This is a genomic window from Bradyrhizobium ivorense, assembly GCF_900696085.1.
GTDB lineage: Bacteria > Pseudomonadota > Alphaproteobacteria > Rhizobiales > Xanthobacteraceae > Bradyrhizobium > Bradyrhizobium ivorense.
Map to the genome: position 1 here is coordinate 29,005 of NZ_CAADFC020000029.1, position 26,362 is coordinate 55,366.

General features: G+C 66.3%; 23 protein-coding genes and 1 other RNA gene. 9 read left to right on the forward strand and 15 right to left on the reverse strand.

Annotated elements, in window-relative coordinates; all coding sequences use genetic code 11:
* Window positions 1–24: 24 nt before the first annotated feature.
* The 8 genes from ftsW to rsmH all read right to left on the reverse strand — a co-directional run bounded on the left by ftsW (window position 25) and on the right by rsmH (window position 10,329).
* A complete protein-coding gene (gene ftsW, locus CI41S_RS35095) occupies window positions 25–1,176 on the reverse strand; it encodes a putative lipid II flippase FtsW (RefSeq protein WP_139863597.1) in 1,152 nt (383 codons plus the stop codon).
* Window positions 1,177–1,446: 270 nt separating this feature from the next.
* Window positions 1,447–2,847, reverse strand: coding sequence for a UDP-N-acetylmuramoyl-L-alanine--D-glutamate ligase (gene murD / locus CI41S_RS35100; RefSeq protein WP_139863598.1), 1,401 nt, complete (start codon window positions 2,845–2,847; stop codon window positions 1,447–1,449).
* A 145-nt stretch (window positions 2,848–2,992) separates the two neighbouring features.
* Entirely contained in the window at window positions 2,993–4,099 is a 1,107-nt protein-coding gene (gene mraY / locus CI41S_RS35105; RefSeq protein WP_139480077.1) for a phospho-N-acetylmuramoyl-pentapeptide-transferase, read from the reverse strand.
* A gap of 10 nt (window positions 4,100–4,109) precedes the next feature.
* Entirely contained in the window at window positions 4,110–5,543 is a 1,434-nt protein-coding gene (locus tag CI41S_RS35110) for a UDP-N-acetylmuramoylalanyl-D-glutamyl-2,6-diaminopimelate--D-alanyl-D-alanine ligase (protein ID WP_139863599.1), read from the reverse strand.
* Window positions 5,540–6,997 (reverse strand): UDP-N-acetylmuramoyl-L-alanyl-D-glutamate--2,6-diaminopimelate ligase, encoded by a 1,458-nt coding sequence (locus tag CI41S_RS35115; protein ID WP_139863600.1) that lies wholly within the window; start codon window positions 6,995–6,997, stop codon window positions 5,540–5,542. The genes CI41S_RS35110 and CI41S_RS35115 overlap by 4 nt, the downstream gene beginning before the upstream one ends.
* A gap of 124 nt (window positions 6,998–7,121) precedes the next feature.
* Window positions 7,122–8,879, reverse strand: coding sequence for a peptidoglycan D,D-transpeptidase FtsI family protein (locus CI41S_RS35120; RefSeq protein ID WP_139863751.1), 1,758 nt, complete (start codon window positions 8,877–8,879; stop codon window positions 7,122–7,124).
* Window positions 8,880–8,890: 11 nt separating this feature from the next.
* Window positions 8,891–9,331, reverse strand: coding sequence for a cell division protein FtsL (gene ftsL, locus CI41S_RS35125; protein ID WP_139863601.1), 441 nt, complete (start codon window positions 9,329–9,331; stop codon window positions 8,891–8,893).
* 2 nt (window positions 9,332–9,333) lie between these two features.
* Complete coding sequence (rsmH, locus tag CI41S_RS35130; RefSeq protein WP_244626778.1) at window positions 9,334–10,329, reverse strand: 16S rRNA (cytosine(1402)-N(4))-methyltransferase RsmH; 996 nt, start codon at window positions 10,327–10,329, stop codon at window positions 9,334–9,336.
* A 460-nt stretch (window positions 10,330–10,789) separates the two neighbouring features.
* Between rsmH and CI41S_RS35135 the strand changes: the two genes are divergently transcribed.
* The 4 genes from CI41S_RS35135 to CI41S_RS35150 all read left to right on the forward strand — a co-directional run bounded on the left by CI41S_RS35135 (window position 10,790) and on the right by CI41S_RS35150 (window position 14,860).
* Window positions 10,790–11,662 carry an N-acetylmuramoyl-L-alanine amidase gene (locus tag CI41S_RS35135; protein ID WP_139863603.1) on the forward strand — a complete coding sequence of 291 codons (873 nt, stop codon included), beginning with the start codon at window positions 10,790–10,792 and terminating at the stop codon, window positions 11,660–11,662.
* A 202-nt stretch (window positions 11,663–11,864) separates the two neighbouring features.
* Window positions 11,865–12,386, forward strand: coding sequence for a FecR domain-containing protein (locus CI41S_RS35140; protein WP_139863604.1), 522 nt, complete (start codon window positions 11,865–11,867; stop codon window positions 12,384–12,386).
* 71 nt (window positions 12,387–12,457) lie between these two features.
* Complete coding sequence (locus CI41S_RS35145) at window positions 12,458–14,305, forward strand: CHASE2 domain-containing protein (protein ID WP_347339280.1); 1,848 nt, start codon at window positions 12,458–12,460, stop codon at window positions 14,303–14,305.
* A gap of 324 nt (window positions 14,306–14,629) precedes the next feature.
* A complete protein-coding gene (locus CI41S_RS35150; RefSeq protein ID WP_139480069.1) occupies window positions 14,630–14,860 on the forward strand; it encodes a hypothetical protein in 231 nt (76 codons plus the stop codon).
* Between the two features lie 83 nt (window positions 14,861–14,943).
* On the opposite strand, the gene CI41S_RS35155 is transcribed toward CI41S_RS35150, so the two are convergent.
* On the reverse strand, window positions 14,944–16,179 hold the full coding sequence (locus tag CI41S_RS35155; protein WP_139863752.1) for an RNA polymerase sigma factor: 1,236 nt from the start codon (window positions 16,177–16,179) through the stop codon (window positions 14,944–14,946).
* A 98-nt stretch (window positions 16,180–16,277) separates the two neighbouring features.
* Entirely contained in the window at window positions 16,278–16,637 is a 360-nt protein-coding gene (locus tag CI41S_RS35160; protein WP_139863606.1) for a YciI family protein, read from the reverse strand.
* A gap of 268 nt (window positions 16,638–16,905) precedes the next feature.
* Between CI41S_RS35160 and CI41S_RS43870 the strand changes: the two genes are divergently transcribed.
* Window positions 16,906–17,058, forward strand: a complete 153-nt coding sequence (locus CI41S_RS43870) for a hypothetical protein (protein ID WP_172628314.1) — start codon at window positions 16,906–16,908, stop codon at window positions 17,056–17,058.
* On the opposite strand, the gene CI41S_RS35165 is transcribed toward CI41S_RS43870, so the two are convergent.
* Both CI41S_RS35165 and CI41S_RS35170 read right to left on the reverse strand, forming a co-directional pair.
* Window positions 17,033–17,473 carry a PAS domain-containing protein gene (locus CI41S_RS35165; RefSeq protein ID WP_139863607.1) on the reverse strand — a complete coding sequence of 147 codons (441 nt, stop codon included), beginning with the start codon at window positions 17,471–17,473 and terminating at the stop codon, window positions 17,033–17,035. The genes CI41S_RS43870 and CI41S_RS35165 overlap by 26 nt on opposite strands.
* Window positions 17,474–17,579: 106 nt before the next feature.
* Window positions 17,580–18,476 (reverse strand): LysR family transcriptional regulator, encoded by an 897-nt coding sequence (locus tag CI41S_RS35170; protein ID WP_139863608.1) that lies wholly within the window; start codon window positions 18,474–18,476, stop codon window positions 17,580–17,582.
* Between the two features lie 135 nt (window positions 18,477–18,611).
* Between CI41S_RS35170 and rnpB the strand changes: the two genes are divergently transcribed.
* The 3 genes from rnpB to CI41S_RS35185 all read left to right on the forward strand — a co-directional run bounded on the left by rnpB (window position 18,612) and on the right by CI41S_RS35185 (window position 21,356).
* Window positions 18,612–19,027, forward strand: an RNA gene (rnpB, locus tag CI41S_RS35175) — RNase P RNA component class A.
* 157 nt (window positions 19,028–19,184) lie between these two features.
* Window positions 19,185–19,364: a hypothetical protein gene (locus CI41S_RS35180; RefSeq protein ID WP_139480064.1), complete on the forward strand. Its 180-nt coding sequence runs from the start codon at window positions 19,185–19,187 to the stop codon at window positions 19,362–19,364.
* Between the two features lie 207 nt (window positions 19,365–19,571).
* Complete coding sequence (locus tag CI41S_RS35185) at window positions 19,572–21,356, forward strand: adenylate/guanylate cyclase domain-containing protein (RefSeq protein ID WP_139863609.1); 1,785 nt, start codon at window positions 19,572–19,574, stop codon at window positions 21,354–21,356.
* A 60-nt stretch (window positions 21,357–21,416) separates the two neighbouring features.
* On the opposite strand, the gene CI41S_RS35190 is transcribed toward CI41S_RS35185, so the two are convergent.
* Window positions 21,417–22,133 (reverse strand): alpha/beta fold hydrolase, encoded by a 717-nt coding sequence (locus CI41S_RS35190; RefSeq protein WP_139863610.1) that lies wholly within the window; start codon window positions 22,131–22,133, stop codon window positions 21,417–21,419.
* A 123-nt stretch (window positions 22,134–22,256) separates the two neighbouring features.
* Between CI41S_RS35190 and CI41S_RS35195 the strand changes: the two genes are divergently transcribed.
* Window positions 22,257–23,000, forward strand: a complete 744-nt coding sequence (locus CI41S_RS35195; protein WP_139863611.1) for a sulfite exporter TauE/SafE family protein — start codon at window positions 22,257–22,259, stop codon at window positions 22,998–23,000.
* 17 nt (window positions 23,001–23,017) lie between these two features.
* Here CI41S_RS35195 and CI41S_RS35200 read toward each other — a convergent pair whose 3' ends face one another.
* Both CI41S_RS35200 and CI41S_RS35205 read right to left on the reverse strand, forming a co-directional pair.
* Entirely contained in the window at window positions 23,018–24,406 is a 1,389-nt protein-coding gene (locus tag CI41S_RS35200; RefSeq protein WP_139863612.1) for an MATE family efflux transporter, read from the reverse strand.
* A gap of 66 nt (window positions 24,407–24,472) precedes the next feature.
* Window positions 24,473–26,275, reverse strand: coding sequence for an ABC transporter ATP-binding protein (locus CI41S_RS35205; protein ID WP_244626779.1), 1,803 nt, complete (start codon window positions 26,273–26,275; stop codon window positions 24,473–24,475).
* Window positions 26,276–26,362 lie beyond the last annotated feature (87 nt).

Here is a 26,362-nt window from a genome sequence, read left to right on the forward strand (position 1 = left end):
TAGCCGACGCCGCCATCCCAGTCACTACGCGTAGGCGCGCAACGAGCTGGCGCCTTCCTGCGATTCGATTTCGGTGCGCGGCCGCTGCCTCGTCAGCGCCAGCATCATGCCGACGCCATAGGCGAGCGAGACGAACGAGGAGCCGCCATAGGAGATGAACGGCAGCGTCATGCCCTTGGCCGGGATCAGCTGCAGATTGACCGCCATGTTGATGGTCGCCTGCACGCCGAACAGGATGGCGAGGCCCGATGCCGCGAAGCGCGCGAACATGTCCTCGGTGGTGTAGGCCCGCGTCAGGGTGCGGATCACGATGAAGGCGAACAGCGCGACCAGCATCAGACAGAGGATGATGCCGAACTCTTCGGCCGCGACCGCGAACACGAAGTCGGTGTGGCTGTCCGGCAGGCTCCGTTTGGCGATGCCCTCGCCCGGCCCGAGGCCGAACCAGCCGCCGTTCCAGAACGCTTCCATCGCGGTGTCGACCTGAAAGGTGTCGCCGGAGGCCGGGTTCATGAAGCGCTTGATGCGGCCCGCGACGTGCGGCACCAAGAGATAGGCGCCGAACAGGCCGGCGCCGGCCGCGCCGGCAAGCCCGAGCACCCAGATCATCCGCATCCCGGCGATGAAGAACAGCGCGCCCCACACCGTCAGGATCAGCATGGTCTGGCCGAAGTCGGGCTCCATCACCAGCAGCGAGACCAGCGTCAGCAGCAGCACCAGCGCCATCGAGGTCGCCGGCATCTCCGGCCGCTTGGTGGATTCCGCGAACAGCCAGGCCGCGACGACGACGAAGGCGGGTTTTGCGGATTCGGAGGCCTGGATGTTGACCCCGAGCAGCGTGATCCAGCGCCGCGCGCCCTTGACCTCGGGCCCGACCAGCAGCGTCAGCACGATCAGCCCGATCGAGACCGCGAGCACGACCAGCGCGGTGCGCCGGATCTGCCGCGGCGTCATGAACGACACCCCGATCAGCACCAGCAGCGACGGCACCAGGAACATGACGTGACGATTGAAGAAGTGGAACGGATCGAGCCCGATCCGGGTCGCCACCGGCGGGCTCGCTGCCAGCGACAGGATGACGCCCGCCAGCATCAGCGCGGCGATCGCGACCAGCAGCAGCTTGTCGACGGTCCACCACCAGTCCGAGAACGGGGTGCGTTGGTCACGGGCGAGCATGGGCGTCCCCAGATGGCAGAGGTAACGTCCATTCGTGGCCCAGGATGGTTTCCAGGGGGTTAACGGATTGGATCACTTTTGGGGGATGCGGTTAGGCATATACCGTCGTCGTCCCGGCGAAGGCCCCGGACCCATACGCCGCGGCGGACGTGGTGAACGAGACTCGTCGTCGCAGCGTTGCGCAATAGCGAGCATTGGTGGTTATGGGTCCCGGCCTTCGCCGGGACGACACTGGCCGGGACGACACTGAATGTGTTGCGCGAGTTGCAGCTACACCACCGGCTTGACGCCGGGCAGCGCCTGGACGAGGTCGCGGAAGGCGGCGCCGCGGATTTCGAAATTGCGGTACTGGTCGAACGAGGCGCAGGCCGGCGACAGCAGCACGACGGCTTCCTTGAGCCCCGAGGCCTCCGCGTCGCGCGCGGCGCTGGCGACCGCGACATCGAGCGTGCCGGACATCTCGTGCGGGACGCGGTCGCCGAGCGTGCCGGCAAATTCAGTCGCCGCCTCGCCGATCAGATAGGCCTTGCGGATGCGCGGGAAATAGCCGGTCAGGCTGGTGATGCCGCCGGCCTTCGGCTTGCCGCCGGCGATCCAGAAAATGTCGGCAAAGGACGACAGCGCGTGCGCGGCTGCGTCCGCATTGGTGCCCTTGGAGTCGTTGACGAACAGCACATGGCCGCGGCGGCCGACCTGCTCCATGCGGTGCGCGAGGCCCGGAAAACTGCGCAGACCGTTCTGCAGCACGTCGGTCGACATGCCCATCGCGAGCGCAGAGGCTGCGGCGCATGCCGCGTTCTGCGCATTGTGCAGCCCGCGCAGCGAGCCGACGCCGCCTAACCGCGCCACCTCGCTGCGCGCCGCGCCGGACGCGCGCACGATAGTCTCGTGCTCGACATAGAGGCCGTCGGGCAGCGGGTTCTTCACGGAGATCCGCACCACGCGCTTCCCTGCGCGATCGAGCCGGTCGGCGATGTCGCGGCACCAGCCGTCGTCGACGCCTGTTATCGCGGTGCCGCCGGCCTGCACGCCGGCAACCAGCCGCTCCTTCACCGCGGCGTAATGCGCGAGCGTGCCGTGGCGGTCGATGTGATCCTCGGTGACGTTGAGCAGGATGCCGATGGAAGGATCGAGCGACGGGCAGAGGTCGATCTGGTAGGACGACATTTCGATCACATGGACGCGGCCCATCCGCGGCGGCTCCAGCGACAGGATCGCGGTGCCGATATTGCCGCCCATCTGGGTGTCGTAGCCGGCGACCTTCATCAGATGCGCGATCAGCGCCGTGGTGGTCGACTTGCCGTTGGTGCCGGTGATGGCGACGAACGGCGCGTTCGGCGCATGCCGCCGCCGCTCGCGGCAGAACAATTCGATGTCGCCGATCACCTCGACGCCGGCCTCGCGCGCCTTCGTGACGCTCCAGTGCGGCGCCGGGTGGGTCAGCGGCGCGCCGGGAGTGAGGATCAGCGCGGCAAAATTCGCCCAGGACACCGTGCGCAGGTCGGCGGTGGTGAAGCCGGCCTGCGCCGCCTTCGCGACATTGTCGGTATTGTCGTCAGCCGCGATCACCTCGACGCCGCCGGCCTTCAGCGCGTGGCAGCTCGCAAGGCCGGAGCCGCCGAGGCCGAATACCGCGACCGTCTTGCCGGCGAAGGAGGTGACTGGGATCATGACTGCCTCGCAGTCATGATCCCAGTCATTCCGGGGCGCGCGACTTCGCGCGAACTATGGTGCGCAATTGCGCACCAGAGAATCTCGAGGTTCCGGGTTCTCGCTACGCGAGCCCCGGAACGACAGTGGTTGGAATCTACCATGATCAGCGCAGCTTCAGCGTGGAGAGGCCGGCGAGCGCCAGCATCACCGAGATGATCCAGAACCGGATCACGATCTGCGGCTCGGTCCAGCCCTTCTGCTCGAAATGATGGTGCAGCGGCGCCATCCGGAACACGCGTTTTCCGGTGAGCTTGAACGAGGTGACCTGCACGATCACCGAGACCGCCTCCAGCACGAACAGGCCGCCGATCACCGCGAGCACGATCTCGTGCTTCACCGCGACCGCGACCGCGCCGAGCATGCCGCCGAGCGCCAGCGAGCCGGTATCGCCCATGAAGATCGAGGCCGGCGGTGCGTTGAACCAGAGGAAGCCGAGGCCGGCGCCGAGCACCGCGCCGCACAGCACCGCGAGCTCGCCGGTGCCGGCGACGTAGTTGATCTGCAGATAGTCGGAGAACACCGCGTTGCCGGTGAGGTACGAGATCATGCCGAAGCTCGCGGCCGCGATCATCACCGGCACGATGGCGAGGCCGTCGAGGCCGTCGGTCAGGTTCACCGCATTGCCGGAGCCGACCATGACGAAGGCGCCGAAGATCACGAAGAACCAGCCGAAATTGATCACGAGATCCTTGAAGAAGGGAATCGCGAGCGAGGTCGAGGACACGTCGCGGCCGAGCCGGACCAGCGCGTAGGTCGCGGCCAGCGCGATCACGCCCTCGATCAGCAGCCGCAGCTTGCTGGCGAAGCCGCTGTGCGACTGCTTGGTGACCTTCAAATAATCGTCATAGAAGCCGACGAAGCCGAAGCCGAGCGTCACCGCCAGCACGATCCAGACATAGGGGTTGATCGGATTGGCCCAGAGCAGCGTCGACACCACGAGCCCCGAGAGAATCATCAGCCCGCCCATGGTCGGCGTGCCCTTCTTGGAGATCAGATGCGACTGCGGCCCGTCGGTGCGGATCGGCTGGCCCTTGCCCTGGCGCAGCCGCAAATGGTCGATGATCCAGGGCCCGAACAGGAACACGAACAGCGCGCCGGTCACCATCGCCCCGCCGGTGCGGAAAGTTATGTAGCGGAAGACGTTGAGGCCGCTGCGGAATACGCCGAAGCCCGGCACCGTGTTGGACAGCTCGATCAACCAGTAGAACATTCAAAAAGCCCTATACCGCTTCTTCGTGCGCGGCTCGGTCGGGAAAGCGCTTTTCCAGCGCGCTGACAATGACCTTCATCTTCGATCCGAGCGATCCCTTCACCATGATCACGTCACCGGCGCGGACCGCGGCGACCGCCTGCGCTTCGAGGTCTGCCGAGCTCCCGGCATAGCCTCCCCGCTTGCCGGTGGAAAGGGCATCCCACAGATTCCGCATCAGCGGGCCACAACAATATACGAGATCGATTCGATTGGCCGCCACGACCTCGGCCAGGCCGCGATGCAAGTCGGGCCCGGTCGGGCCGAGCTCGAGCATGTCGCCGAGCACCGCGATGCGCCGGCCATGCGGCCCGGTCTGCGCCTGGCCGAGCACGTTGAGGGCGGCGCCCATCGAGGCCGGGTTGGCGTTGTAGCTTTCGTCGATCAGGGTCGCCTCGCCATGGCCGACCTCGAGCGTGCGGCGGAAGCCGCGCCCGGTCGGGGCCTCGAGCTGCGACAGCGACAGCGCCGCGCGCGCGATATCGGCGCCGAGCAGCGCCGCGCCGGCCAGCACCGCGAGCGAATTCATCGCCATGTGCTTGCCCGGCATGCCGATCTTGTAGGTGATGTCGTGGTCGAGGATGTCGGCATGCACCGCCGAGCAGGTCGCGTGCAGCGACAGGTCGATCAGCCGCGCATCGCAGCTTTTGTCGGTGCCGAAACTGACGATGCGGGAGATGCCGGCCTTCTTGGCGTGCTTCTGCAGCCGCGCGAACTGCGCATTGTCGCGGTTGAGCACCACCGCGCCGCCAGGCTCGACGCCGAGAAAAATCTCCGCCTTGGCATCGGCGATCGCCTCGATGCCGGCGAAGAATTCCAGATGCACCGGCTCGACCGTGGTGATGACGGCGACGTGCGGCCGCACCAGTCTGACCAGCGGCGTGATCTCGCCGGCATGGTTCATGCCGATCTCGAACACCGCAAAGCGCGCGCTCGCCGGACAGCGCGCCAGCGACAGCGGCACGCCCCAATGATTGTTGAACGACGCCACCGAGGCGTGGGTCTCGCCCTGCGCCGACAGCACGCGGCGCAGCGCCTCCTTGGTCGAGGTCTTGCCGACAGACCCGGTCACCGCGATGATCCGCGCATCGAGCCGCGCGCGCGAGGCCAGCGCGAGCTCGCCGAGGCCGGCGAGCACGTCGTCGACCACCAGCAGCGGCGCGTCGGCGGGAAATTTTTCGCGCTGCGCGGCCTCGACCACGGCAAGCGCGGCGCCGGCCTTCAGCGCGGCCTCGACAAAGCTGTGGCCGTCATGGACGTCGCCCTTGATCGCGAAGTATGCCTCGCCCGGCGCAACCGTGCGGCTGTCGATCGAGAGGCCGGTGACGCCCTCCGGCAGCGCGCCCTGCGTCACGGCGCGCATCGCCTTCGTCATCGCTTCCGACGTCCATAGCAATATGCTCATGCGCCCTCCGCTGCCAATGCCTTGGCAACCGCTTCATGATCGCTGAACGGCAACGTCGTGCTGCCGATGATCTGCCCGACTTCATGGCCTTTGCCAGCCACCACCAGCGCATCGCCCGGCTCGAGGCCGGCGATGCCGGCGCGGATCGCCGCGGCGCGATCGCCGATTTCGCGCGCGCCCTTCGCGGTCGCCAGGATCGCGGCACGGATTGCTTCCGGCCTTTCGCTGCGCGGATTGTCGTCGGTGACGATGACGCTGTCGGCGTTCTCCGCCGCGATCGCGCCCATGATCGGGCGCTTGCCGGCGTCGCGGTCGCCACCGGCGCCGAAGATCACGACAAGCCTGCGTTTTGCGTAAGGCCGCAGCGCCTGCAGCGCTTTCGCAAGCGCATCGGGCTTGTGCGCGTAATCGACGAAGATCGGCGCGCCGTTGCGCTCGCCGACGAGTTCCAGCCGGCCCTTGGCGCCTTCGAGATGTTCGAGACAGCCGAACACGTCGTCCGCGGCGCTGCCGGTGCCGATGGCGAGACCAGCCGCGACCAGCGCATTCTCGATCTGGAATTCGCCGACCAGCGGCAGCCTGATCGCGTGCGTGCGGCCGCGATGTTCGAGCACGAGCTTCTGCGCAAAGCCTTCGATGGCGGCATCGGCGAGCCGGATGCCCTCGCCGCCATCGGCGTTGCGTCCGACCGCGATGATGCGGAGGCCTCGCGCCCGCGCCGCGGCGATCACCTCTGCCGAGCAATCGTGATCGGCGGAGATCACGGCGGCGCCGCCGGCGGCGACGAGATCGCGGAATAGCCGGAGCTTGGCGTTCAGGTAATGCGCGACATCGGGATGATAATCCATGTGGTCGCGCGACAGATTGGTGAAGCCGCCGGCGGCGATGCGCACGCCGTCGAGGCGGTACTGGTCGAGACCATGGGACGAGGCCTCGAACGCCAGATGGGTGACGCCGTCAGCCGCGATCTCGTCGAGCTGGCGATGCAGCGCGATCGGATCCGGCGTGGTCAGCGAGCCGTAGACGGTGCGCTTGTCCGAGACGAGGCCGATGGTGCCGATGCTCGCCGACGAATGGCCGAGCCGCTGCCAGATCTGGCGCGTGAAGGCGGCGACCGAGGTCTTGCCGCTGGTGCCGGTCACCGCGGCAATCGTCGCGGGCTGACGGGAAAAGAATCTTGCGGCGGCAAGCGCCAGCGCCCGCCGCGCATTCGGCGTGATCACGAAGGGAACGCGAGCATGGCCTTGCGGCAGATGGTCGCTGGCGATCGCGACCGCGCCGGCGGCAATCGCCGCGTCGATGAAGCGCGCGCCGTCGGTCCTGCTGCCCGCCAGCGCGAAGAACAGGTCGCCCGGCTTCACCGCGCGGCTGTCGACCGCAAGTCCGCCGACCTCGATGGTGTCGGCACGCGGATCGATCGTGGCATCATCGCCGAAGAGGTCGCGAAGTCTCATGATCTTCCAGTGTGGCCGGTGCGATACCCGCGCCGCTTTATTTGAGCATGATCTATTCGGAAAACCGCTACACACCTTGCGCTGGCGTGGCCCTTCGGGTCCGGATCATGCTGTCATGTACGCCTTACTGGGTTGTTCTGGATGCCGCAAGAATAAGGCGGTCGGACGGCGGCAGGTCAAACCGCGGTTCAACGCCCAAAAGCGGCGCAATTCGGGCGATCACCTTGCCTCCGGTCGGCACCGCATTCCAGCCCGAAGTGATGAAACCGTGCGTTTCAGGCAGCGCCTGCGGCTCGTCCAGCATGACCAGAATCTGGTACTTCGGATCGTCGGCCGGCATGATCGCGGTGAAGGAGTTGAGCACCCGCTTCTTGGCATAGCGGCCGTTGATCACCTTCTCCGACGTGCCGGTCTTGCCGCCGACATAATAGCCCTTGACGTCGGCGGTCTTGGCGGTGCCGATCTCGGCATTGAGCCGCATCAGGTAACGCATCTTGTCCGACGTTTCGGTCTTGATCACCCGCTTCGCCAGCGCCTTCGCTTCCTGCTCGCTGCGCTTCAGGAAGGTCGGCGGGATCAGATAGCCGCCGTTGACCAGCGCGTTGATGCCCATCACCGCCTGCAGCGGCGCCACCGACAGGCCCTGGCCGAACGCGATGGTCACCGAGTTCAGTTCGCCCCAGCGCCGCGGAACCAGCGGGGCCGCGCTCTCCGGCAGTTCGGTGCGCAGCCGCGTCAGCTGGCCCATCTTGGCGAGGAACGCCTTGTGCGCCTCGACGCCCTGGCCGAGCGCGATCCGCGCGGCACCGATGTTGGACGAGTAGGTGAAGACTTCCTTGGTGTTGATGAAGCGTCCGAGCGGATGGCTGTCGTGAATGGTGAACTTGCCGTAGTGTAAATTGCCCCGCGCATCCCACGACGTGTTCAAATTGATCTTGCCGGAATCCAGCGCCATCGCCAGCGTGAAGGCCTTGAAGGTCGAGCCCATCTCGTAGACGCCGGTGGTCAGGCGGTTGATGCGCTCGGGGTCGTGCGCCTCCCTGGGATTGTTCGGGTCGAAGTCGGGCAGCGACACCATCGCCACGATCTCGCCGGTGCGCACGTCGGAGATGATGCCGGAGGCGGCCTTGGCCTTGAACTTGTCCTTGGCCTTGATCAGTTCGTCGCGCAGCGCGTGCTCGACGCGCAGGTCGATCGACAGCTCGACCGGCTTCTGCAGCCGGTCGGTGGCAAAGCCGGCGCGGTGCAGGTCGGCCAGACCGTTATTGTCCAGCCACTTCTCCATGCCGGCGATGCCCTGGTTGTCGATGTTGACGAGGCCGATCAGGTGGGCGACCTCGTTGCCGGTCGGATAGACCCGCTTGTTCTCGCGCAGGAAGCCGATGCCGGGAATGCCGAGGCGATGGATATCCTGCTGCTGCTTCGCCGAGATTTCGCGCTTCAGCCAGACGAAGCCCTTGCGTGACTGGATGCGCTCGCGCACCTCGCCGGTGTCGAGATCGGGCAGGGTCGCGGTCAACAGCTCGATCGCCTCGTCCTTGTCGATGATGCGGCGCGGCTCGCCGAACAGGCTGGGCGACTTGACGTCGGTGGCGAGCACCGCGCCGTTGCGGTCGGTGATGTCGGGCCGCGCGGTCGCGATCGCATCCTGCGAGGCGGTGCGCCGCGAACCATGGCTATCGGCACCGACCGCGAACAGCACGAGCCGTCCGGCCAGCACGGCATAGACCGCGGCGAAGGCGAGGATCGCGAAGCCGACGCGGGCACGCGCCTTGGCGGCACGGTCGACATTGCTGCCGTAGAGCAGCGTGCGGATCAGCCGCTGGCTCCAGGGTTCAGCGGGCTTCTGGGCGGCGTTGTTGACGGACGCCGGGCCGGTCATCGGTGATCCCGTCATTGCTGATCTCCCTCGGACGCATCCGCGGGCGCCGGCTGGTCGGCGGGCTGTTCGGGTCCCGCCTTGTCGATCGAGCCGGTCGCGCTGTCGGGCTCGGCGGCGGCCTCGATGGTGTCGATCATCGAGCCGATCGGGTCCTTCGAACCGGGCCGCGAGAAGTTCGGCGGCCGTTCGGGGAGGTTCTTCAGCGAGTCGTACTGGTTGGCGACGATCGGCTTCAGCGGCAGATGGCGCTCGGCCAGCCCCTGCAGCCGCAGCGGCGCGTCGAGCTTGGCCCATTCCGAGCGCAGCCGCGCGATCGCGTCGCGCTGCTCGCGAATTTCCGCGTTGAGCCGCAGCACGCGCTCGACGCGCGCGGTCGATTCCATCTTGATGCGGTAGACATAGGACGCCGCGAAGATCAGCATGCCGATGACGAGCAAATGCAGCAGGCGCATCGTCAGCCTCCCCGCATCACGTCGGCGAGATGCGGCCAAGACGGCAGCTCATCGGCCGCGTGCACCGGCGCCGCGGTGCGCTCGCCGGCGCGCAGCTTGGCCGAACGGGCGCGCGGATTGGCCGCAACCTCGGCATCGCCGGGGGTCACCGGCCGCTTGGTCAGGATCTGAAAACTCGGCGCGGCCTGCGCGACCTCGGGCAGATGGCGCGATCCGGCGCTGACTTTGCCGCGCTCGGCGAGGAAATTCTTGACGATGCGGTCTTCCAGCGAATGGAACGAGACCACGACGAGCCGCCCGCCCGGCTTCAGCACGCGCTCGGCCGCGGACAGCGCTTCGTGCAATTCGTCGAGCTCTTCGTTGACGAAGATGCGCAGCGCCTGAAAGGTCCGCGTCGCCGGATGGATCTCGTTCGGCTTGGCGCGCACCACCTTGCCGACGATGTCCGCGAGCGCCTGCGTGGTGGTGATCGGCGCGTCCTTGCGCGCGGCGACGATGGCGCGGGCGACGGCGCGCGAATGGCGCTCCTCGCCGAAGATATAGATGATGTCGGCGAGCGCCTTCTCGGACGCCTTCGCGACCACATCCGCCGCAGTCGGGCCGCTGTGCCCCATCCGCATGTCGAGCGGGCCGCCGAGGCGGAACGAAAAACCGCGCTCCGCCTGATCGAGCTGCATCGAGGAGACGCCGACATCCATCACGACGCCGTCGACCGCATCGACGCCCTGCGCGGCGCAGACCTCGGCAAGATGGGAGAAGCGATCCTCGACCAGCGTCAGCCGGCCACCCGCGCCGTCGACCAGATCGAAGCCGCCGGCGATCGCGGTGCGGTCGCGGTCGATGCCGATCACGCGCGTCCCCGCGACGTCGAGGATCGAACGGCTGTAGCCGCCGGCGCCGAAGGTGGCATCGACGTAAATGCCGCCCGCGCGTGGGCCGAGATAGTCGACCGCCTCGCGGCCGAGCACGGAAATGTGACGGGAGGCGTGCGCGCTCATCCGCGGTCTCCGATCGGAGCTGCGCAGGCAAACTGGAGTGTGGACGCGCGCCGATCCATTGCGCCGCAAATCCTCGCGCCTTGTCCGGCCGTGCGACGGAAGCTGCGAGATCTCTCCGCCAATTCCCATCCTCGGCCGCAAATCCTGATATCCGACCGGAATTGGGTGGGTTTCCATGGGATTTCGCGCAAACAGCGGACCTCGGCCGTCCCCCGAAACCGGTTCGGCACCTCACCTCTCAGTAACGGCACTTAGCGTTAAGAAAACGTTGACGATAGGTTAGCGGAATAGCTGGCCTTTGATGCGCTTTCGAGTGATGCCTTCGGCACACACCTCCGGCAAAATGGCCTATGGAACCGGCCGGGCGATTGCGCGGCCGGCAGGGTAAAGGAATAGTAAACGCCTATTTGTTTATCCATTTGTCGTATGCCGGTGTTGCGCCGGGTTTTTGAGAGAGCTGATGGCTTCTGGTTCGTCCTCGTCTTCCAATGGCGATTCGAAGCGGCAACGCACCCTTCCCGTTCCGAAGGGCGTGGCCGAGTTGAAGACGTTCACGCCGGATTCCTCGATCGCCTCCGACGTGATCCCGTCGGTGAATTTCGGCGAGCGCGCCAATGGCCGCCAGCCCGACATGATCGTGCTGCACTACACGGGCATGCCCGACGTCGAAGGCGCGATCGCGCAGCTCTGCACCGCGGGCACCGAAGTCTCGGCGCATTACATCGTGCTCGAGGACGGCCGCATCGTGCAATGCGTGCCCGAGAGCAAGCGCGCCTGGCACGCCGGCGTGTCGGCCTGGGCCGGCGAGGACGACATCAACTCCTGCTCGATCGGCGTCGAGATCGTCAATCGCGGACACGACTGGGGCTATCCCGATTTTCCGTTGCGCCAGATCGCGGCGGTGATCGCGCTGTGCCGCGGCATCATGCTCCGCCGCAAGGTGCCCTCGCATCGCGTGCTCGGCCACTCCGACGTCGCACCGGCGCGCAAGAAGGATCCCGGCGAAAAATTTCCCTGGCATTCGCTGGCCAATTCCGGCGTCGGCCACTGGGTGCAGCCGGCGCCGATCACGCGCGGCACGGCGCTCAAGCTCGGCGCGATCAGCGACGACGTCTCCAACATGCAGGCCGCCTTCCGCCGCTACGGCTACAACATCCCGACCAACGGCAAGTTCGACGGCGCCACCATGGAAGTCGTCACCGCCTTCCAGCGCCACTTCCGCCCCGAGCGGGTCGACGGAATCGCCGACCAGTCGACCATGGCGACGCTGCACGCGCTGCTCGCAAGCCTGCCGCCGGATGCGGCGGCGCCGGCCGCCGTCGCGAGCAAATAAGGCCCGCCTCCTTCCTTCGCCCGATGGGCTCACACTGCACGACGGTGCATGGGCACGCCTCGCCGCGCGCGGACCTGATCCTCATTTCCGCCCTTAAGCTGCGTCAAGCGCGCGGTTAGCAATGATTTGCTTCTTCCTTTAAGATGGCAGCACGTCACGACTGCTGCCGAGCCCCAAGCCATTTGAAGCGGAAGGTGTCACCATGACGGTATTTGCGCGATCGATCGGCGTCGTCTTGTTTTATCTGTTTTTGAGCGAGATGGCCGTTGCTCAGACCAGTGACGTCAAATGCCAGACGGTGAGCGCGACGGGTCCTGCACAGACGCTTCGCTGCGACGGCGGGATCACCATCACCGCCGAGAACGGCGCGCAATATACCCTGAGCGACACCAACCGCGACGGTCGCGTCGACTCCGTCGAACTGGGCAGTCAGGCAATCCTTCTGGAAGTACCCAAGGTGCCCAAGGGCAAGCGGTTCACGGTGACGACGCCGCAAGCGATCGCGGCGGTGCGCGGCACCAAATGGGCCGTCGACACCACCGGACAGAAGACTTCGGTTTTCGTCGTCAATGGACGCGTCGCGGTGCGGCGCCGATCTGCCGACCGGCAGAGCGTCATACTCGGACCTGGCGACGGCGTCGATGTCGAGGACACAACTCCGCTCGTCGTCAAGCGCTGGCCGGCTCCCCGCGTCGCGGCGTTGATGGCAAGACTGGGTCAGTAGCCGCAGCGCCGATGCGACGGCATCTCAAAGCCCTGCTGCCGGTCGCTCTCGCAGCGCTATGGGGAGGCGGGGTGTATTTTCTGCACGCCCAGGGCCATCTGCGCGCGCTCGACCGCGCGGAGTCGGCGATGACGGACTTTCGAACGGTGTTGCGCGGCGTCAGAACGCCGCCCGACCTGGTCACGATCGTCGAGATCGACGATGCCGTTGTCAGGCAGTTCGGCAGATATCCGCTCGCAAGGAGCGATCTTGCCAGACTGGTTGATGCGATCGCCCGGCTGAAGCCAAGGGCGATCGGACTGGATATCCTGTTGCTGGACAAGGGCACCGACGCAGGGGATGCGGCGCTGGCCGACGCGCTCGGAGCTGCTCCGACCGCGATCGCCGCTGCCGCAGTGTTTCCCGAACACCGCCAATCGATCCCGGTTGAAAAGCATCAGCCGCTCGGGACATTGCCAGCGGCCGCGAGTTTTCTATGGCCGCTGGAGGAATTTGCCAAACGTGCATCCGTCGGCGTCGTCAACGTGACGACGGATCAGAACGGTGTCCCTCGTTCGGTGCCGATGCTGTTTCGGGGCAGCGACGGCATCGCGATGTCCTTCCCGCTGCGCGTCGCCAGCCTGGCCATGGCTATCGAGCCGGTGATTGAGCCGACCCGCCTGGTGCTGGGCCAGCTGTCGATTCCGACCGACGCCGATCATGGGCTGCCGATCAGCTTCTACGGCCCGCGCCGGACCATACGAACCATCAGCGCTGCCGCGCTGCTGGCGGGCGAGCCGCCGTCCGCGGCGATTGCCGGCAAGGTTGTGGTGGTGGGTGCTGCCGTCGCCGGCGGCGGCGACTTCTTTCCGACGCCGTTCGAGCCGCTGATGCCGGGCGTGGAAGTGATGGCGACCGCGATCACCGATCTATTGGCCGGCGACGTCATCCGGCACGACCGGACGGTGCAGATCGCGGAGGGCATCGTCTGCGTCATCCTGCCGATGATGATCGTCGGCCTCTTGGCCTGGCGCCGCAGCACAGCGGGCATCGTCGCCGCGGCCGGAGTCGTGCTGCTGTGGATGAGCGCAACGTTCCTCGCCGCTTCGTCCGGCGTGTGGTTGGGCGCGGCGGTGCCGCTGGCCGCCACCGCACCTCCGGTGCTGCTGTTCGGCATCATTCAACTCTGGTGGGGCCGGCGACGGGCACATTATTTCGCCATGAAGAGCGAGGTGCTCGGCCAGTTTCAGGCCCCCAGCGTTCAGCGCTGGCTCGCTGCCGATCCCAATTTCCTGGCCGAGCCGGTGCGCCAGAATGGCGCGGTCGTGTTCATCGATCTGTCCGGCTTCACGTCGCTGAGCGAGTCGATCGGGCCCGATCGGATCAGAGAGCTGCTGAACGAATTTCACGGCATCATCGACAAGGACGTCGCAAGATATCGCGGCACGATCACCGGGTTTCTCGGCGACGGCGCCATGGTTCTGTTCGGCCTGCCGCAGCCGGCGCCTGACGATGCGGTTCGGGCGATCGACTGCGCGGTCAGCCTCTCGACCAGCACCTCGCGTTGGCTGAAGGCCCTGCCGGCGCCGATGGCATCAACGCTCGGATACAAACTGGGGGCGCATTTCGGAACCATCGTCGCCTCGCGCCTCGGCGGCACCAGCCATCGTCACATCACGGCGACTGGCGACACCGTCAACGTCGCCAATCGCCTGATGGAGGTAGCGGCCGGTCACGGGGTTGAACTCAGCGTGAGCGACGAACTGCTGCAGGCCGCCGGGCGCGACAGCGCGCTGTACCAATCGGGAGCGCTCACCGGCCCGCTCAAGACCCGGCTCCGCGGCCGCTCGGGTTCGCTGGCGATCTGGCTTTGGAGCCAGCCGGCACGAACGGCCGATGCCGGCGCCGTCGAGCATCCTGACGGCTCCCGCCCGCGCTAAAGCGCGATGAGATTGGGTTGAATCCTCATCGCGCTTTGGCTCGTTGTTTGAGCATGATCTCCGCGCAAACGTGTTCCACGTTTGCCACGAGGGAAAACCGCTTCACACCTTTCCGGATCATGCTCTCAGCGAACTGACCTTCTGCCGATCGCCGCGAGCCGTTGCGCATACAGACGACGCACGGCTCGTGCTGTGTCGCGGCGGTTGCAGCGGGACAGGCCTGCCGCGTGTTGCTTTCCCAATCTGATGCGCATGCACAAAAATGGAACTTTTCACGTTGTGCCGACTTTCTCTGTCGGGGTGGGTCTGAGTGGAGATTCATCCATGTTCAAAGCACTCATCGCGGGAACTGTCGCGATCGGCCTCGTCATTGCTCCGACCGCCGCAGGCGCTATGTCGACCCGGGACAAGACTACGTCGACCATGCACAAGACCCACAAAGTCCATCATGCGCAGAAAAAGGTGAAGATGGCACCCGGCACCACGACCGGCATGTCGGGTGGAGCGACGACGGGGAGTTCGACCAGCGGCGCCAAGGCAAAATCAGGGTACTGAGCGCATTCAACAGCGCGCCGCGCGCCGACGATCGATGATGTAGAGGGATGCCCGTCTTGGGCGGCACGCGGGACGAGGTGATGTCACCCCATCTCCGCGATCCGCCGCGCATAGAGCCGCCGCAGCGGCTCTAGCTGCGTCGCGGCGGTCGCGGCGAGATAGGCCTGTCGCGCTTCTTCCTTGCGGCCGAGCCGGCGCAGCAAATCGGCGCGAACCGCGGGCAGCTGGTCGTAGCCTTTCAGGCCGCCGCGCGCGTCCAGCGCATCGATCAGATCGAGGGCGCGGGCCGGGCCGTCGACCATCGACACCGCGGCAGCGTGGTTGAGCTCGATCACCGGCGACGGGCTGATCCGCAACAGCACTTCGTAGAGGCCGGCGATCTGCCGCCAGTCGGTGTCGGCGTAGCTCGGGGCCTGCGCATGCAGCGCGGCGATCGCGGCCTGCACCGCATAGGATTGCGGGCGCCCCGGCATCCGCAGCGCCTCCTCCACCAGCGTCAAGCCTTCGGCGATCTGCTGAAAATCCCACAGCGCGCGGTCCTGCTCCTCCAGCAGCACGATGTCGCCGGCGGCGGTCTGGCGGCCGGCGCGGCGTGCGTCGTGCAGCAGCATCAGCGCCAGCAGGCCCTTGATCTCGCCGCGCGCCGGAATCAGCGCATCGAGCAGCCGCGCCAGCCGGATCGCCTCGCGCGCCAGGTCGGGCCGCATCAGGTCCTCGCCGGCGGTCGCGGCATAGCCTTCGGTGAAGACGAGATAGATCACCGCGAGCACGCCGCTGAGCCGCGGCTCCAGCGCCTCGCGCTCCGGCACGGAATAGGGAATGCCGGCGAGCTTGATCTTCTGCTTGGCGCGCACCAGGCGCTGCGCCATGGCGTCTTCGCTCACCACAAAGGCGCGCGCGACCTGCGCCGTGGTCAACCCGCACACCGTGCGCAAGGTCAGCGCGACCTGGACCTCGGCGGCAAAGGCCGGATGGCAGCAGGTGAAGATCAGCCGCAGCATGTCGTCGTCGAGCGTCGCGTCGGCCGGCTCGGGCGAGGCCTCGGCATCGAGCAGGATCTGATGCGTCAGCTCCTGCTGCTTGCCGCGAAACGTGACCGCGCGGCGCACGCGGTCGATCGCCTTGTTGCGGCCGACATTGACCAGCCAGGCACGCGGATTGGACGGGAATTCGCCGATCGGCCAGCGCTGCAGCGCCACCGCGAAGGCATCCTGCAGGCAGTCCTCGGCCAGATCGAAATCGCCGACGAGACGGATCAGCGTCGCGAGCGCGCGGCCCGCCTCGTCGCGGAAGATTTTTTCGATCTGGCTGGGGGTCATTTCATCCAACTACGTCATTCCGGGGGCGATGCGAAGCATCGAACCCGGAATCTCGAGGTTCCGGGTTCGCGCTTTGCGCGCCCCGGAACGACGACGCGTTATCGCGGGTTGTCGTAGATCATCACCGGCCTGACCTCGATCGATCCGTCCCTGGCGCCGGGAATCCGCGCCGCGAGGCCGAGCGCGGTGTCGAGGTCCTTGGCGTCGACCAGATAATAGCCGCCGAGTTGTTCGCGGGTTTCCGCGAACGGACCATCCGTCGTCAGGGTCTTGCCGTCGCGGACCCGCACAGTCGTTGCCGTCGACACCGGCTGCAGCCCGTCACCCGCCTTGAAGTGGCCGCTCTGGATGATGGACTGGGTGTAGGCCCCGTACTCCGCCGTCAGCGCCTTGCGGTCGTCGGCGGTCATGTGGGCGTATTTCTCGTCGCTCCGGTAGATCAGCAGCAGGTATTGCATCTCATCTCTCCTCTTGATCGGCTGGATCGCCGACACCCAGTCGAACGGGCGACAGGCCAAACGACATTCGCAGAATAAATTATTTGAGCCTCCGCGGCCGCACGGCGCGGCGCGTCAGCTCGGGCATTTATATCTACAAAATCGATGGCAAGAGCTAATATTATTCGTTTGTCAAAACCAAGATGCCCGCTAGCCTTCTTAGATGTCGTCGCCTCGGCCGCAACCGGCCCGATGTGCAGACGATCGGATCGCTCCACGGAGAACGGCCATGACATCGTCGGGAATTGAAGGCTTGCTGCTGTTGCTGGTGTGCTGGACCGCCAGCCGGGTCCTCTTTGCGGCCGACGCGATCGGACACGGACACAGCGCCGAACAGATCGCGGCCGTGGTCGCGGTCAGCAACCACCCGACGGGCGTGTGACATCAGCCAATCGGCGTTTGAGGTCCCTGACCTCTTCGAACCGCTTCGTCACATCGCGCATCACGGCCACCGTGCCGGCGACGTCGCCCTGCGCGCTGCGCAAGATCACGATCGTGAACTCGACCGAGATGCGCCGGCCGTCCCTGGTCAGCGCGGGGACCGCCAGCAGATCGCCGTGGCCATAACGGCTCTCGCCGGTCTGCATGACCTGCCGGTAGCCGGCCCAGTGCCGCGCGCGCAGATTTTGCGGAATGATCAGGTCGAGCGATTGCCCGACCACCTCCGCGGCCGAGAATCCAAACACCCGCTCCGCACCCGGATTCCAGAACGTGACGAGGCCGTCTTTGTCGGTCGCGACGATCGCGTCCGACGCGCTGCCGAGCAGCGCTTTGCCGAGGTCCGAAGCAAGATCCATCGTGGTCTCCGCTCATTCGCCTGCGCAGGTCTGAACCCGCCGGCCGTTCTTGACAAGCGCGGATTGCCGATCGCAGGCATCGGGAACATCGATATGAACGTTGTGATCAGCGCCCCTTACGATTGCGCTTCGCGAGCGGGAGCGCAGCGTCGCTCTTCAGCTGGGAGGCGGCGGCGCGATGCATCAGCGAGATCGCGTTCGCAACGTGCGCCTCCTGCCGGTCGAGCGGATGGGCGACATAGGCCGGCATCGAAAACACCGGCGCACCGGCGACCGCGTAAAGCCGCTTTGCCTTCAGCAACGGCTCGACGATGCGCCGCGCGAAGAAGCCGGAGCCGCCATTGGCCAGCACATGCTGCAGCCCGAGCCAGCCGATGTTGACGTTGAGCGCAGGCCCCGCGAAATTCGGAAACAGCGTGCTGTGCCGCGCGTAAAATTCCGGGCCCCAGTCGACATAGACATAGCCCGGTTGCGGCTCGGGCGGACTCTTGGGATCGGTCGACACCAGGACCAGCTGCTCGTCGAACAAATGTTCGACCTTCAGCCCGGGACGGCTTTGCGGCGTGTACATCACGCCGACGTCGATGCGTCCCTCGACCAGCCCTTGCATCAGTTCCGGTTCGAGCGCGCTCTCGGCGCGGATCGAGACCTCGGGGCACGTCGTCTGCATCAGCGGCAGCCAGCGCAGCAGATACTCTTCCCACAGCCCGATGCGGCCGCCGACCACCAAGGTTGCGGTGAATCCGCTGGGCAGCCCGACATCGTGGCGCGCCTGCGCGACGGTGCGGACCAGCAGCGACGCGTGGCGCTGAAACTGCCGGCCGGCCGGCGTCAGCGTGGTCCCCGCCTTGTTGCGCACGAACAGCGTGCAGCCGAGCTGCTGCTCGAGCGTGTGGATGCGGGTGCTGACCGTCGACTGGCTGACGTGAAGCCGGTCGGCCGCGGTGATGAAGTTGCCGGCACTCACCACCGCCAGGAAGGTCCGGGCCAGTTCGGTGTCCATGGCGCGTCAGGTCCTTGAATCGGGAAAGCCGATATCAAATGCCGCGGCTCCGCGAATGTCAAAACCATGGACGGCGGCCGGATTAACCATCGCAATCGCTTGACGCGGGCGGCCAAAGCCCCCATGCACAGGGCGTCAGTCGGCCGGACGGCCGCTCCCGCTGGTGCCGAAAGGCCGCGGGGGAGGAAAGTCCGGGCTCCATCGACATGCGGTGCCGGATAACGTCCGGCGGGGGCGACCCCAGGGAAAGTGCCACAGAGAACGAACCGCTCCCCTCCTCGGAGGAAGTAAGGGTGAAAAGGTGCGGTAAGAGCGCACCGCGTTGCCGGCAACGGCGACGGCATGGCAAACCCCACCGGGAGCAAAACCGAATAGGGACAGCATCGCGGTTAGTTCGCGCTTGCGCGATAACACCGCAGGGCGATGTCAGGCCCGCTGTCCGGGTAGGTTGCTCGAGGCAAGGTGCAAACCTTGTCCCAGAGGAATGGCCGTCACGCACCATTCGCGAGAATGGTGCCCTACAGAACCCGGCTTACAGGCCGGCTGATGCTCTAAAGCGTTTTCGAGCGAAGTGGAGTTCCGGTTCGCGTGAAGAAAACGCGTCTTGAAGAAAGGCCACGAGGGGCTCGGCGCAACACGCCGGGCCCCTCGCCACATTCAGCACGAGTGCATCCCATTTGCTAAAGTGTCCTTCGCGGAGGATCGCAGATGGACCTTCAGAAGATCATGGCGACGGCCCGAGACATCGCCAAGCAAACCGGCACAATCACCACCGAACAGCTCAGCGGCTTGTGCCCGAACAGTATGGAGCCCGAAGAGATCGAGGCTCTCCTTGGAGCTCTGCGGGCGGAGGGGATCAGGCTCAAGGATGACGAGGCCGAAACCTAACAGCTGCCGTCCCCGAACACGAGGGGCGCGCGATGCAGTTTGGTGAATCGTCATCGCGCTTTCCCCCTAGCTTGAGCAATAATATCTCCGCACAAGCGCTCAACCGGGCTGCCTTGGAAACCGCTTCGCGCTTTGCCGGCTTACCGTGCGAGTTGGCATCGATCGCGCATCGTGACATTCTGGCCGAGCAACCCTCAGGGGTGGACGATGGAGCAGCGCGGTCCGGAATCACGTGTCGAGCGGCGGCTGGCCGCGGTGCTGGCGGCCGATGTCGTGGGATACAGCCGCCTGATGGGCCACGACGAGGAGCGCACGCTTGCCGAACTGAAATCGCTCCGACAGAGACTGATCGACCCGACCTTCGCGACCCACCGTGGCCGCATCGTCAAGACCACAGGCGATGGCATGCTGGTCGAGTTCGCCAGCGCCGTCGATGCGGTACGCTGCGCGGTCGAACTGCAGCGTGGCATGGCAACGTACAACGCTGAGCTACCGCACGAGGCCCGGATAGATTTCAGGATCGGCATTCACATCGGCGACATTATCGTCGATGATGACGATATCTTTGGCGACGGCGTCAACATCGCGGCCCGTCTCGAAGGTATCGCCGAGCCCGGCGGCATCTGCCTGTCCGAGGACACCCATCGCCAGATCCGCGGCAAGATCGATGCCGCGTTCGAGGACATAGGGCCGCAGGTGCTGAAGAACATCGCCGAGCCGATACCAGCCTGGCGCGCGCGGCTGGGTGACGCGGCTCGTTCCTTCGTCGCTGGGACCGGAAAACCGCTGCAACTTCCCGACAGGCCGTCAATCGCGGTGCTGCCGTTCCAGAACATGAGCGGCGATCCCGAACAGGAGTATTTCGTCGACGGCTTGGTCGAAGACATCATCACCGCGCTGTCGCGCTTCAAGTCACTGTTCGTGATCGCACGAAACTCGACCTTCACTTACAAGGGGCGCGCCGTCGACATCAAGCAGATCGGCCGCGCGCTCGGCGTGCGCTACGTGCTGGAAGGCAGCGTACGCAAGGCGGGCAGTCGCGTGCGGATCACGGGACAGCTCATCAGGGCCGACACCGGCACCCATATCTGGGCGGACCGTTACGACGGCGAGCTGGCCGAGATCTTCGAACTGCAAGACCAGGTGACGCATGACGTCGTTGGCGCGATCGCGCCCCGGCTCGAGCAGGCCGAGATCGAGCGCGCACGACGCAAGCCGACGGACAGCCTTGATGCCTACGACCATTATCTGCGAGGCCTCGCCTGCAGCTATCGCATGGACCGGGAGAGCATCGCCGAGGCGATGGAATTCGTGCGGAAGGCGACCGAACTCGATCCGGAGTTCGCCACCGCGTACGGCCTCGGCGCCTGGTGCTATTACTGGCGCCGGGTGAACCGCTGGACCACCGAGCATGAGCAGGAGACCCGCGACGCCTCGCGCCTAGCCGCCAGCGCAGCAGCGTACGGTCAGGACGATGCCATCGCCCTTTCCTATGCCGGCATGGCTCTCGGCCATGTTGCCGGCGACGCCGAGGCGGGTCTTGCCCTCGCCGACCGGGCGCGGCTGCTGAACACCAATCTTGCGATCGCATGGCATGCCTCGGGCTCGATTTGTGTCCCGCGGGGTCCGCTGGACCAGGCAATCGAGCGGCTGTCGCATGCGCTGCGGCTCAGCCCGCTTGATCCGCTCAGCTTCTGCACGCTGAGCTACCTGGCGCTCGCCAATTTCTTCGCCGGTCATGCCGATGCAGCGTGGCCGCTCGCGGAACGGGCGTGCCGCGACCAGCCCCATTTCCTGCTGGCGTTACGCGCCGCTGCGGCCAGCAATGCCGCCGCCGGACGCCTCATGGAGGCGCGGGCGTTCGCAGCCCGCGCGCTTGAGCTCGATCCCGATCTAAGCCTCTCCAATCTGAAGTCACGCATAGGCCCCCTTCTTCCCGAACGCTTTGCCCAATACGCCGAGACACTGCGCCAGGCCGGCGTGCCGGAGTAAGGTGCGTGCGGCAAGATTCCGCAGGCGATGCCTGCCATCGCCCGGTGGAATGACGGCCGGTTACGCGATGATCTCCTGCAGCAGCGCCATCAGCGCCTCCGGCGCGGTGACGTTCGGCGAGTGGCTGGCATCGATGTCGAAATGGCGCCAGCCGGCTTCGTTCCTGGTGCGCCTGGAGAACTGACCGAAGGTGTCGGCGGGCGTGATGCGGGTGGCGTAGATGTAGCTGCGTGGCAGTGTCGTTTCGCCATGCTGCAGCGTCAGCTTCTGCTCGAAGCATTTGATCGGCATCGCAACGCGGCGTGAGCTCAGCCATTCGACATCGGCGGCCGACGTATCCGGCGGCGTCTGCATCGGCGGAATGCGCCAGCCGTCGCCGTCGCGGGCGGCCTTGCGCATGCTCTCGATGCCCGGTTCGTTGAGGTCGAACAGCGACTGGCCGTCGCGCGGCACGAAGGCGTCGATATAGATCAGTTGCGCGATGCGCTCGCGCATCCGGTCGGCGACGCCGGTCGCGACCATGCCGCCATAGGAGTGGCCGACCAGCACGATGTCGCGCAGATCTTCATAGCTGATGACGCTGAGCACGTCGTGGATATGCGCCTCCAGGTCGAGCGACTGATTGGCGAGGTGCGCGCGCTCGCCGAGCCCGGTGTAGCTCGGCGTGATCAGCCGGTGCCCGGCCGCCTGCATCAGCGGATGCATCTTCTTCCACGCCCATCCTGCCGACCAGGCGCCGTGACAGACCAGAAAGGTTTTGGACGAACTTGCAGTCATGGGTTGCTTCCATTTTCGATTGTCGTTGATGAGCCGCGATTTCGCATAGTAGCCACCGCTCTCGTCGTGTAAACGTCGCGGCAAAACAGCCGTCATTCCGCGGCACATAAGGAGAGAAACGCATTGACCGCAGCGAGCTACGCCATCCTGTTTCTCGGCGCGCTCGCCGGCGGCTTCGTCTCCGGGCTCGCCGGGTTCGGCACCGCGCTGATGGCGCTCGGGATCTGGCTCTACGTGCTACCGCCGACGCTCGCGGTGCCGCTGGTGCTGGTCTGCTCGGTCATCGCGCAAGTTTCGACGCTGCCGTCGATCTGGAAGAGCATCGACTTCCGTCTGGTCTGGCCGTTCATCATCGGCGGCCTCGCCGGCGTGCCGATCGGCATTTTGCTGGTCGCGCGCGCCGACCCGGCTGCCTTCAAGCTCACCATCGGCATCTTCCTGCTGGTGTTTCCGACCGCGCTGTTCCTGCAGAAGAAGCCGATGTCGATCGCGTTCGGCGGCAAATGGGCCGACGGCGCCATCGGCTTTGCCGGCGGCATCTTGGGCGGCCTCGCAGGTCTGTCGGGCCCGCTGCCGATCCTGTGGGCGAGTGTGCGCGGCTGGGGCAAGGCGCAGCGCCGCGGCGTGTTCCAGACCTTCAACTTCACGATCCTGTTCGCCGCGCTCTGCATCCAGGTCGCAAGCGGCCTGGTGAAGATCGAGATCGTGTGGCTCGTCGCCTGCGCATTCCCGGGCACGCTGCTCGGCGCCTATATCGGTTCGCGGGTCTATCACGCGCTCAGCGAACGCAATTTTTCCGACGTCGTGCTGGCACTGCTGTTCCTGTCCGGCGTCGCGCTGATGTGGAGCGGAGTTGCGCCGAAGTAGCACCGCAGTCGACGGTGCTACGCGGACGCGCGCGACGGCGCCGCCGGCTCAGGCGCAAGCTGCGGCTCCAGCGGCGCCAGGCGCTTGCCGAACTCGCGGCGCAGCAGCCACAGGCTCAAGGCTGCCTGCAGCGTGGTGGTCGCGATCGACAGATACCAGACGTGCTGGATCGCAAAGCCTGGAAGGGTCGAGAGCCAGATCACCGGCACCCCGTAGGTGAACAGACGCGCGGCCGAGCTCAGCAGCACCGGCCTGGTATTGCCGAGCCCCTGAAACATGCTGTTGCAGGTGAACACCAAGCCCTGCGCCACCAGGTTGAACGAGACGAAGTGCAGGAACTGGGCCGCGACCGCCATGGTCTCGCGGTCGTTCGAGAAGCCGTCGAGCAGCCAGCCCGGCTTGAACTGCGCCAGCAAGGTGAAGCCGATCATCACGACGATGGCGATCGTCGCCGCCCTGACAAAGGTCTCGCGCACGCGCGCGGCATCGCCGGCGCCGAAGTTCTGGCCGGCGATCGGGCCCGCGGCGAGCGCGACCGCGAGCGCCGGCATCTGGATCAGGCCGAGCACGCGTGTACCGATGCCGAAGCCGGCCTGCGCCGCCGGGCCGAAATCGCGCAGCACGTAATAGATCACGCCCATCCAGAGGAAGATGATCGCGAACTCGCCGCCGGCGGGCAGGCCGACATAGAGGATGCGCTTCCACTGATCGAGCTGCGGCCGCCATTGCGCGGGATCGAAAGAGACATAGCGCTCGAGCTTGCGGAAATACACAAACAGCATCCCGACGCCGATCAGCACCGCGATCGAGCTGGCAAGGCCGGCGCCGGCAACACCGAGCGGATAGCCGGTGCCCCAGCCCGCGATCAAGACCGGCGCCAGCGCGATGTTGATGATCACGGCGATCGCCTGCACCAGCATGCTCGGCCGCACGATGCCGGTGGCGCGCAGCGCCGAGCCCATCACCAGGGTTATGAATTGCAGCGCCAGCGCCGGCATGAACCACAGCAGATAAAGCGTGCCGGCCTCGACGGTGGCCGCGTCGGCCGCGACCCCGCGCATATAGGGGCGCGACAGCAGGCCGCCCGCGACCAGCGTCACCAGCCCGAACAGCACCGACAGCACGATGGCCTGGCTGAACACCAGATTTGCGTCGCGCGGGTCCTTGCGTCCGACCGCCTGCGCGATCAGCGCGACGGCGCCGACGCCGAGCACCTGCATCAGCGCGTTGATCAGGAATCCGGCATTGCCGGCCGCGGCCACGCCGGCGACCGCCGCATCGCCGAGCCCCGCGACGAAATACAGGTCGACCAGCTGGCAGATCATGATCGTGATCATGCCGACCACGATCGGTGGCGCCATCGTCAGGATGTGGCTCACGATGGAGCCGCGTGTCAGGTCTTTCATCGTAACCCCCAAGGAGTCCCCGAAGCTGCGCGGCTGACGGAGCATCTGCCCGTCAGCCGCCCCTTGTCATTCCGCCGCCGCGACCTGGCCGAACTCGGTGGCCTGCCGCTCGAACAGCGAGCGGTAGATGCCGCCGGGCCGCGAGGTCAGCGCCTCATGCGTGCCCTGCTCGACGATCTCGCCGCGATCGAACACCAGGATCCGATCCATGCTGCGCACCGTCGACAGCCGGTGCGCGATCACGATCGAGGTGCGGCCTTTCATCAGCCGTTCCATCGCCTGCTGGATCAGCGCCTCCGATTCCGAATCGAGGCTCGAGGTCGCCTCGTCCAGGATCAGCACCGGCGCATCGGCCAGGAAGGCGCGCGCCAGCGCCACACGTTGCCGCTCGCCGCCTGACAGCTTGACGCCGCGCTCGCCCACCAGCGTGCCGTAGCCCTTCGGCAGCCGCATGATGAAGTCGTGCGCATTGGCAAGCCGCGCCGCCTGCTCGATCGCCTCCATCGAGGCGCCGGGCCGGCCGTACGCGATGTTCTCCGAAAGCGTCCGGTGAAACAGGATCGGCTCCTGCTGCACGATCGCGATCTGGCTGCGCAGCGATTGCTGCGTCGCCTGTGCGATGTCCTGACCGTCGATCAGGATTCTGCCGCCGGAGACGTCGTAGAGCCGCTGCACCAGCTTGACGAACGTGGTCTTGCCGGAGCCGGAGCGTCCGACCAGGCCGACCCGCTCGCCGGCATCGATGTCGACCGACAGCCCGTCATACAGCGGCCGGCGATGGCCGCCGTAATGGAAGGTGACGTCGTCGAACACGATGCGGCCGCCCGCAATGTCGATCGGCCTGGCGTCGTCAGCGTCGACAATGCCGAGCGGCTCGCCATGGATCTGGACCAGCTCCTCCATGTCGTTCACCGAGCGCTGCAGGTTGTTGATGTGCATCCCGACATCGCGCAGATAGGCATGGATGATGTAGTAGCTGGTCAAGACATAGGTGACGTCGCCCGGCGTGGCGCGGCCCGCCGCCCACAGCAGGATCGCGCCGCCGATCACCGACGCGCGAAAGCACAGCAGCACCACGAGCTGCGCCACTCCCGTATGGTTGTAGCGGAACCAGGTCCGCCGCACCCGGCGACGCCAGCGTCCGATCACGCCGTCGAGCCTGATATCCTCGCGCGCCTCGGCGCCGAACGACTTCACCACCGCGTTGCAGGTCAGCGCATCCGCCAGCGTGCCGCCGACCTTGGTGTCCCACGCGTTGGAGACGCGCGCCGCCGGCGCGACGTAGCGGACCTGGAAGGCCATGGTCATCGCGACATAGATCACCGCGCCGATTGCGATCACCGCGCCGAGCTGCGGCCAGTGCAGGCCGAGCAGGATCATCGAGCCGATCAGCACGACGACGGACGGCAGCAGCGCCATCAGGATGGTGTCGTTCAACAAATCGAGCGCCCACATGCCGCGCGTGATCTTGCGCACGGTGGAGCCGGCGAACGAGTTGGCGTGCCAGTCGGTGGAGAACCGCTGCACCCGCATGAAGGCCTGCTGCCCGATGTCGGACATCGTCTTCAGCGTGAACGGCACGATGCTCTGGATACCGACGAAGCGCAGCATCACCGACAGCGCGCCGAGTGCGACGATGGCGACGAATGCGAGCATCGCCGCGTGGCGCGCGGCAGGGTCCGCCGCGCCTGATGTCAGCGCGTCGACCAGATGGCCGGAATAGACCGGCATGAACAGATCGGCCGCGGTGGCGCCGAGGAAACCCGCGGTGACGACGGAGGCGCGGAGCGGCTGCTCCAGCCAATGGCGGAAGACGAATGGCAGCACGATCCGGATCGCGGCCGGTCGCTTGGTCTTTTCAGAGATCATGGCCCATTCCGGCCACGCATCTCTTGCGCCGGCCGGCTCCATCTGAAGCGACACGCGGACGGAATCCGGCCGCAGGCGTCGCGAAAA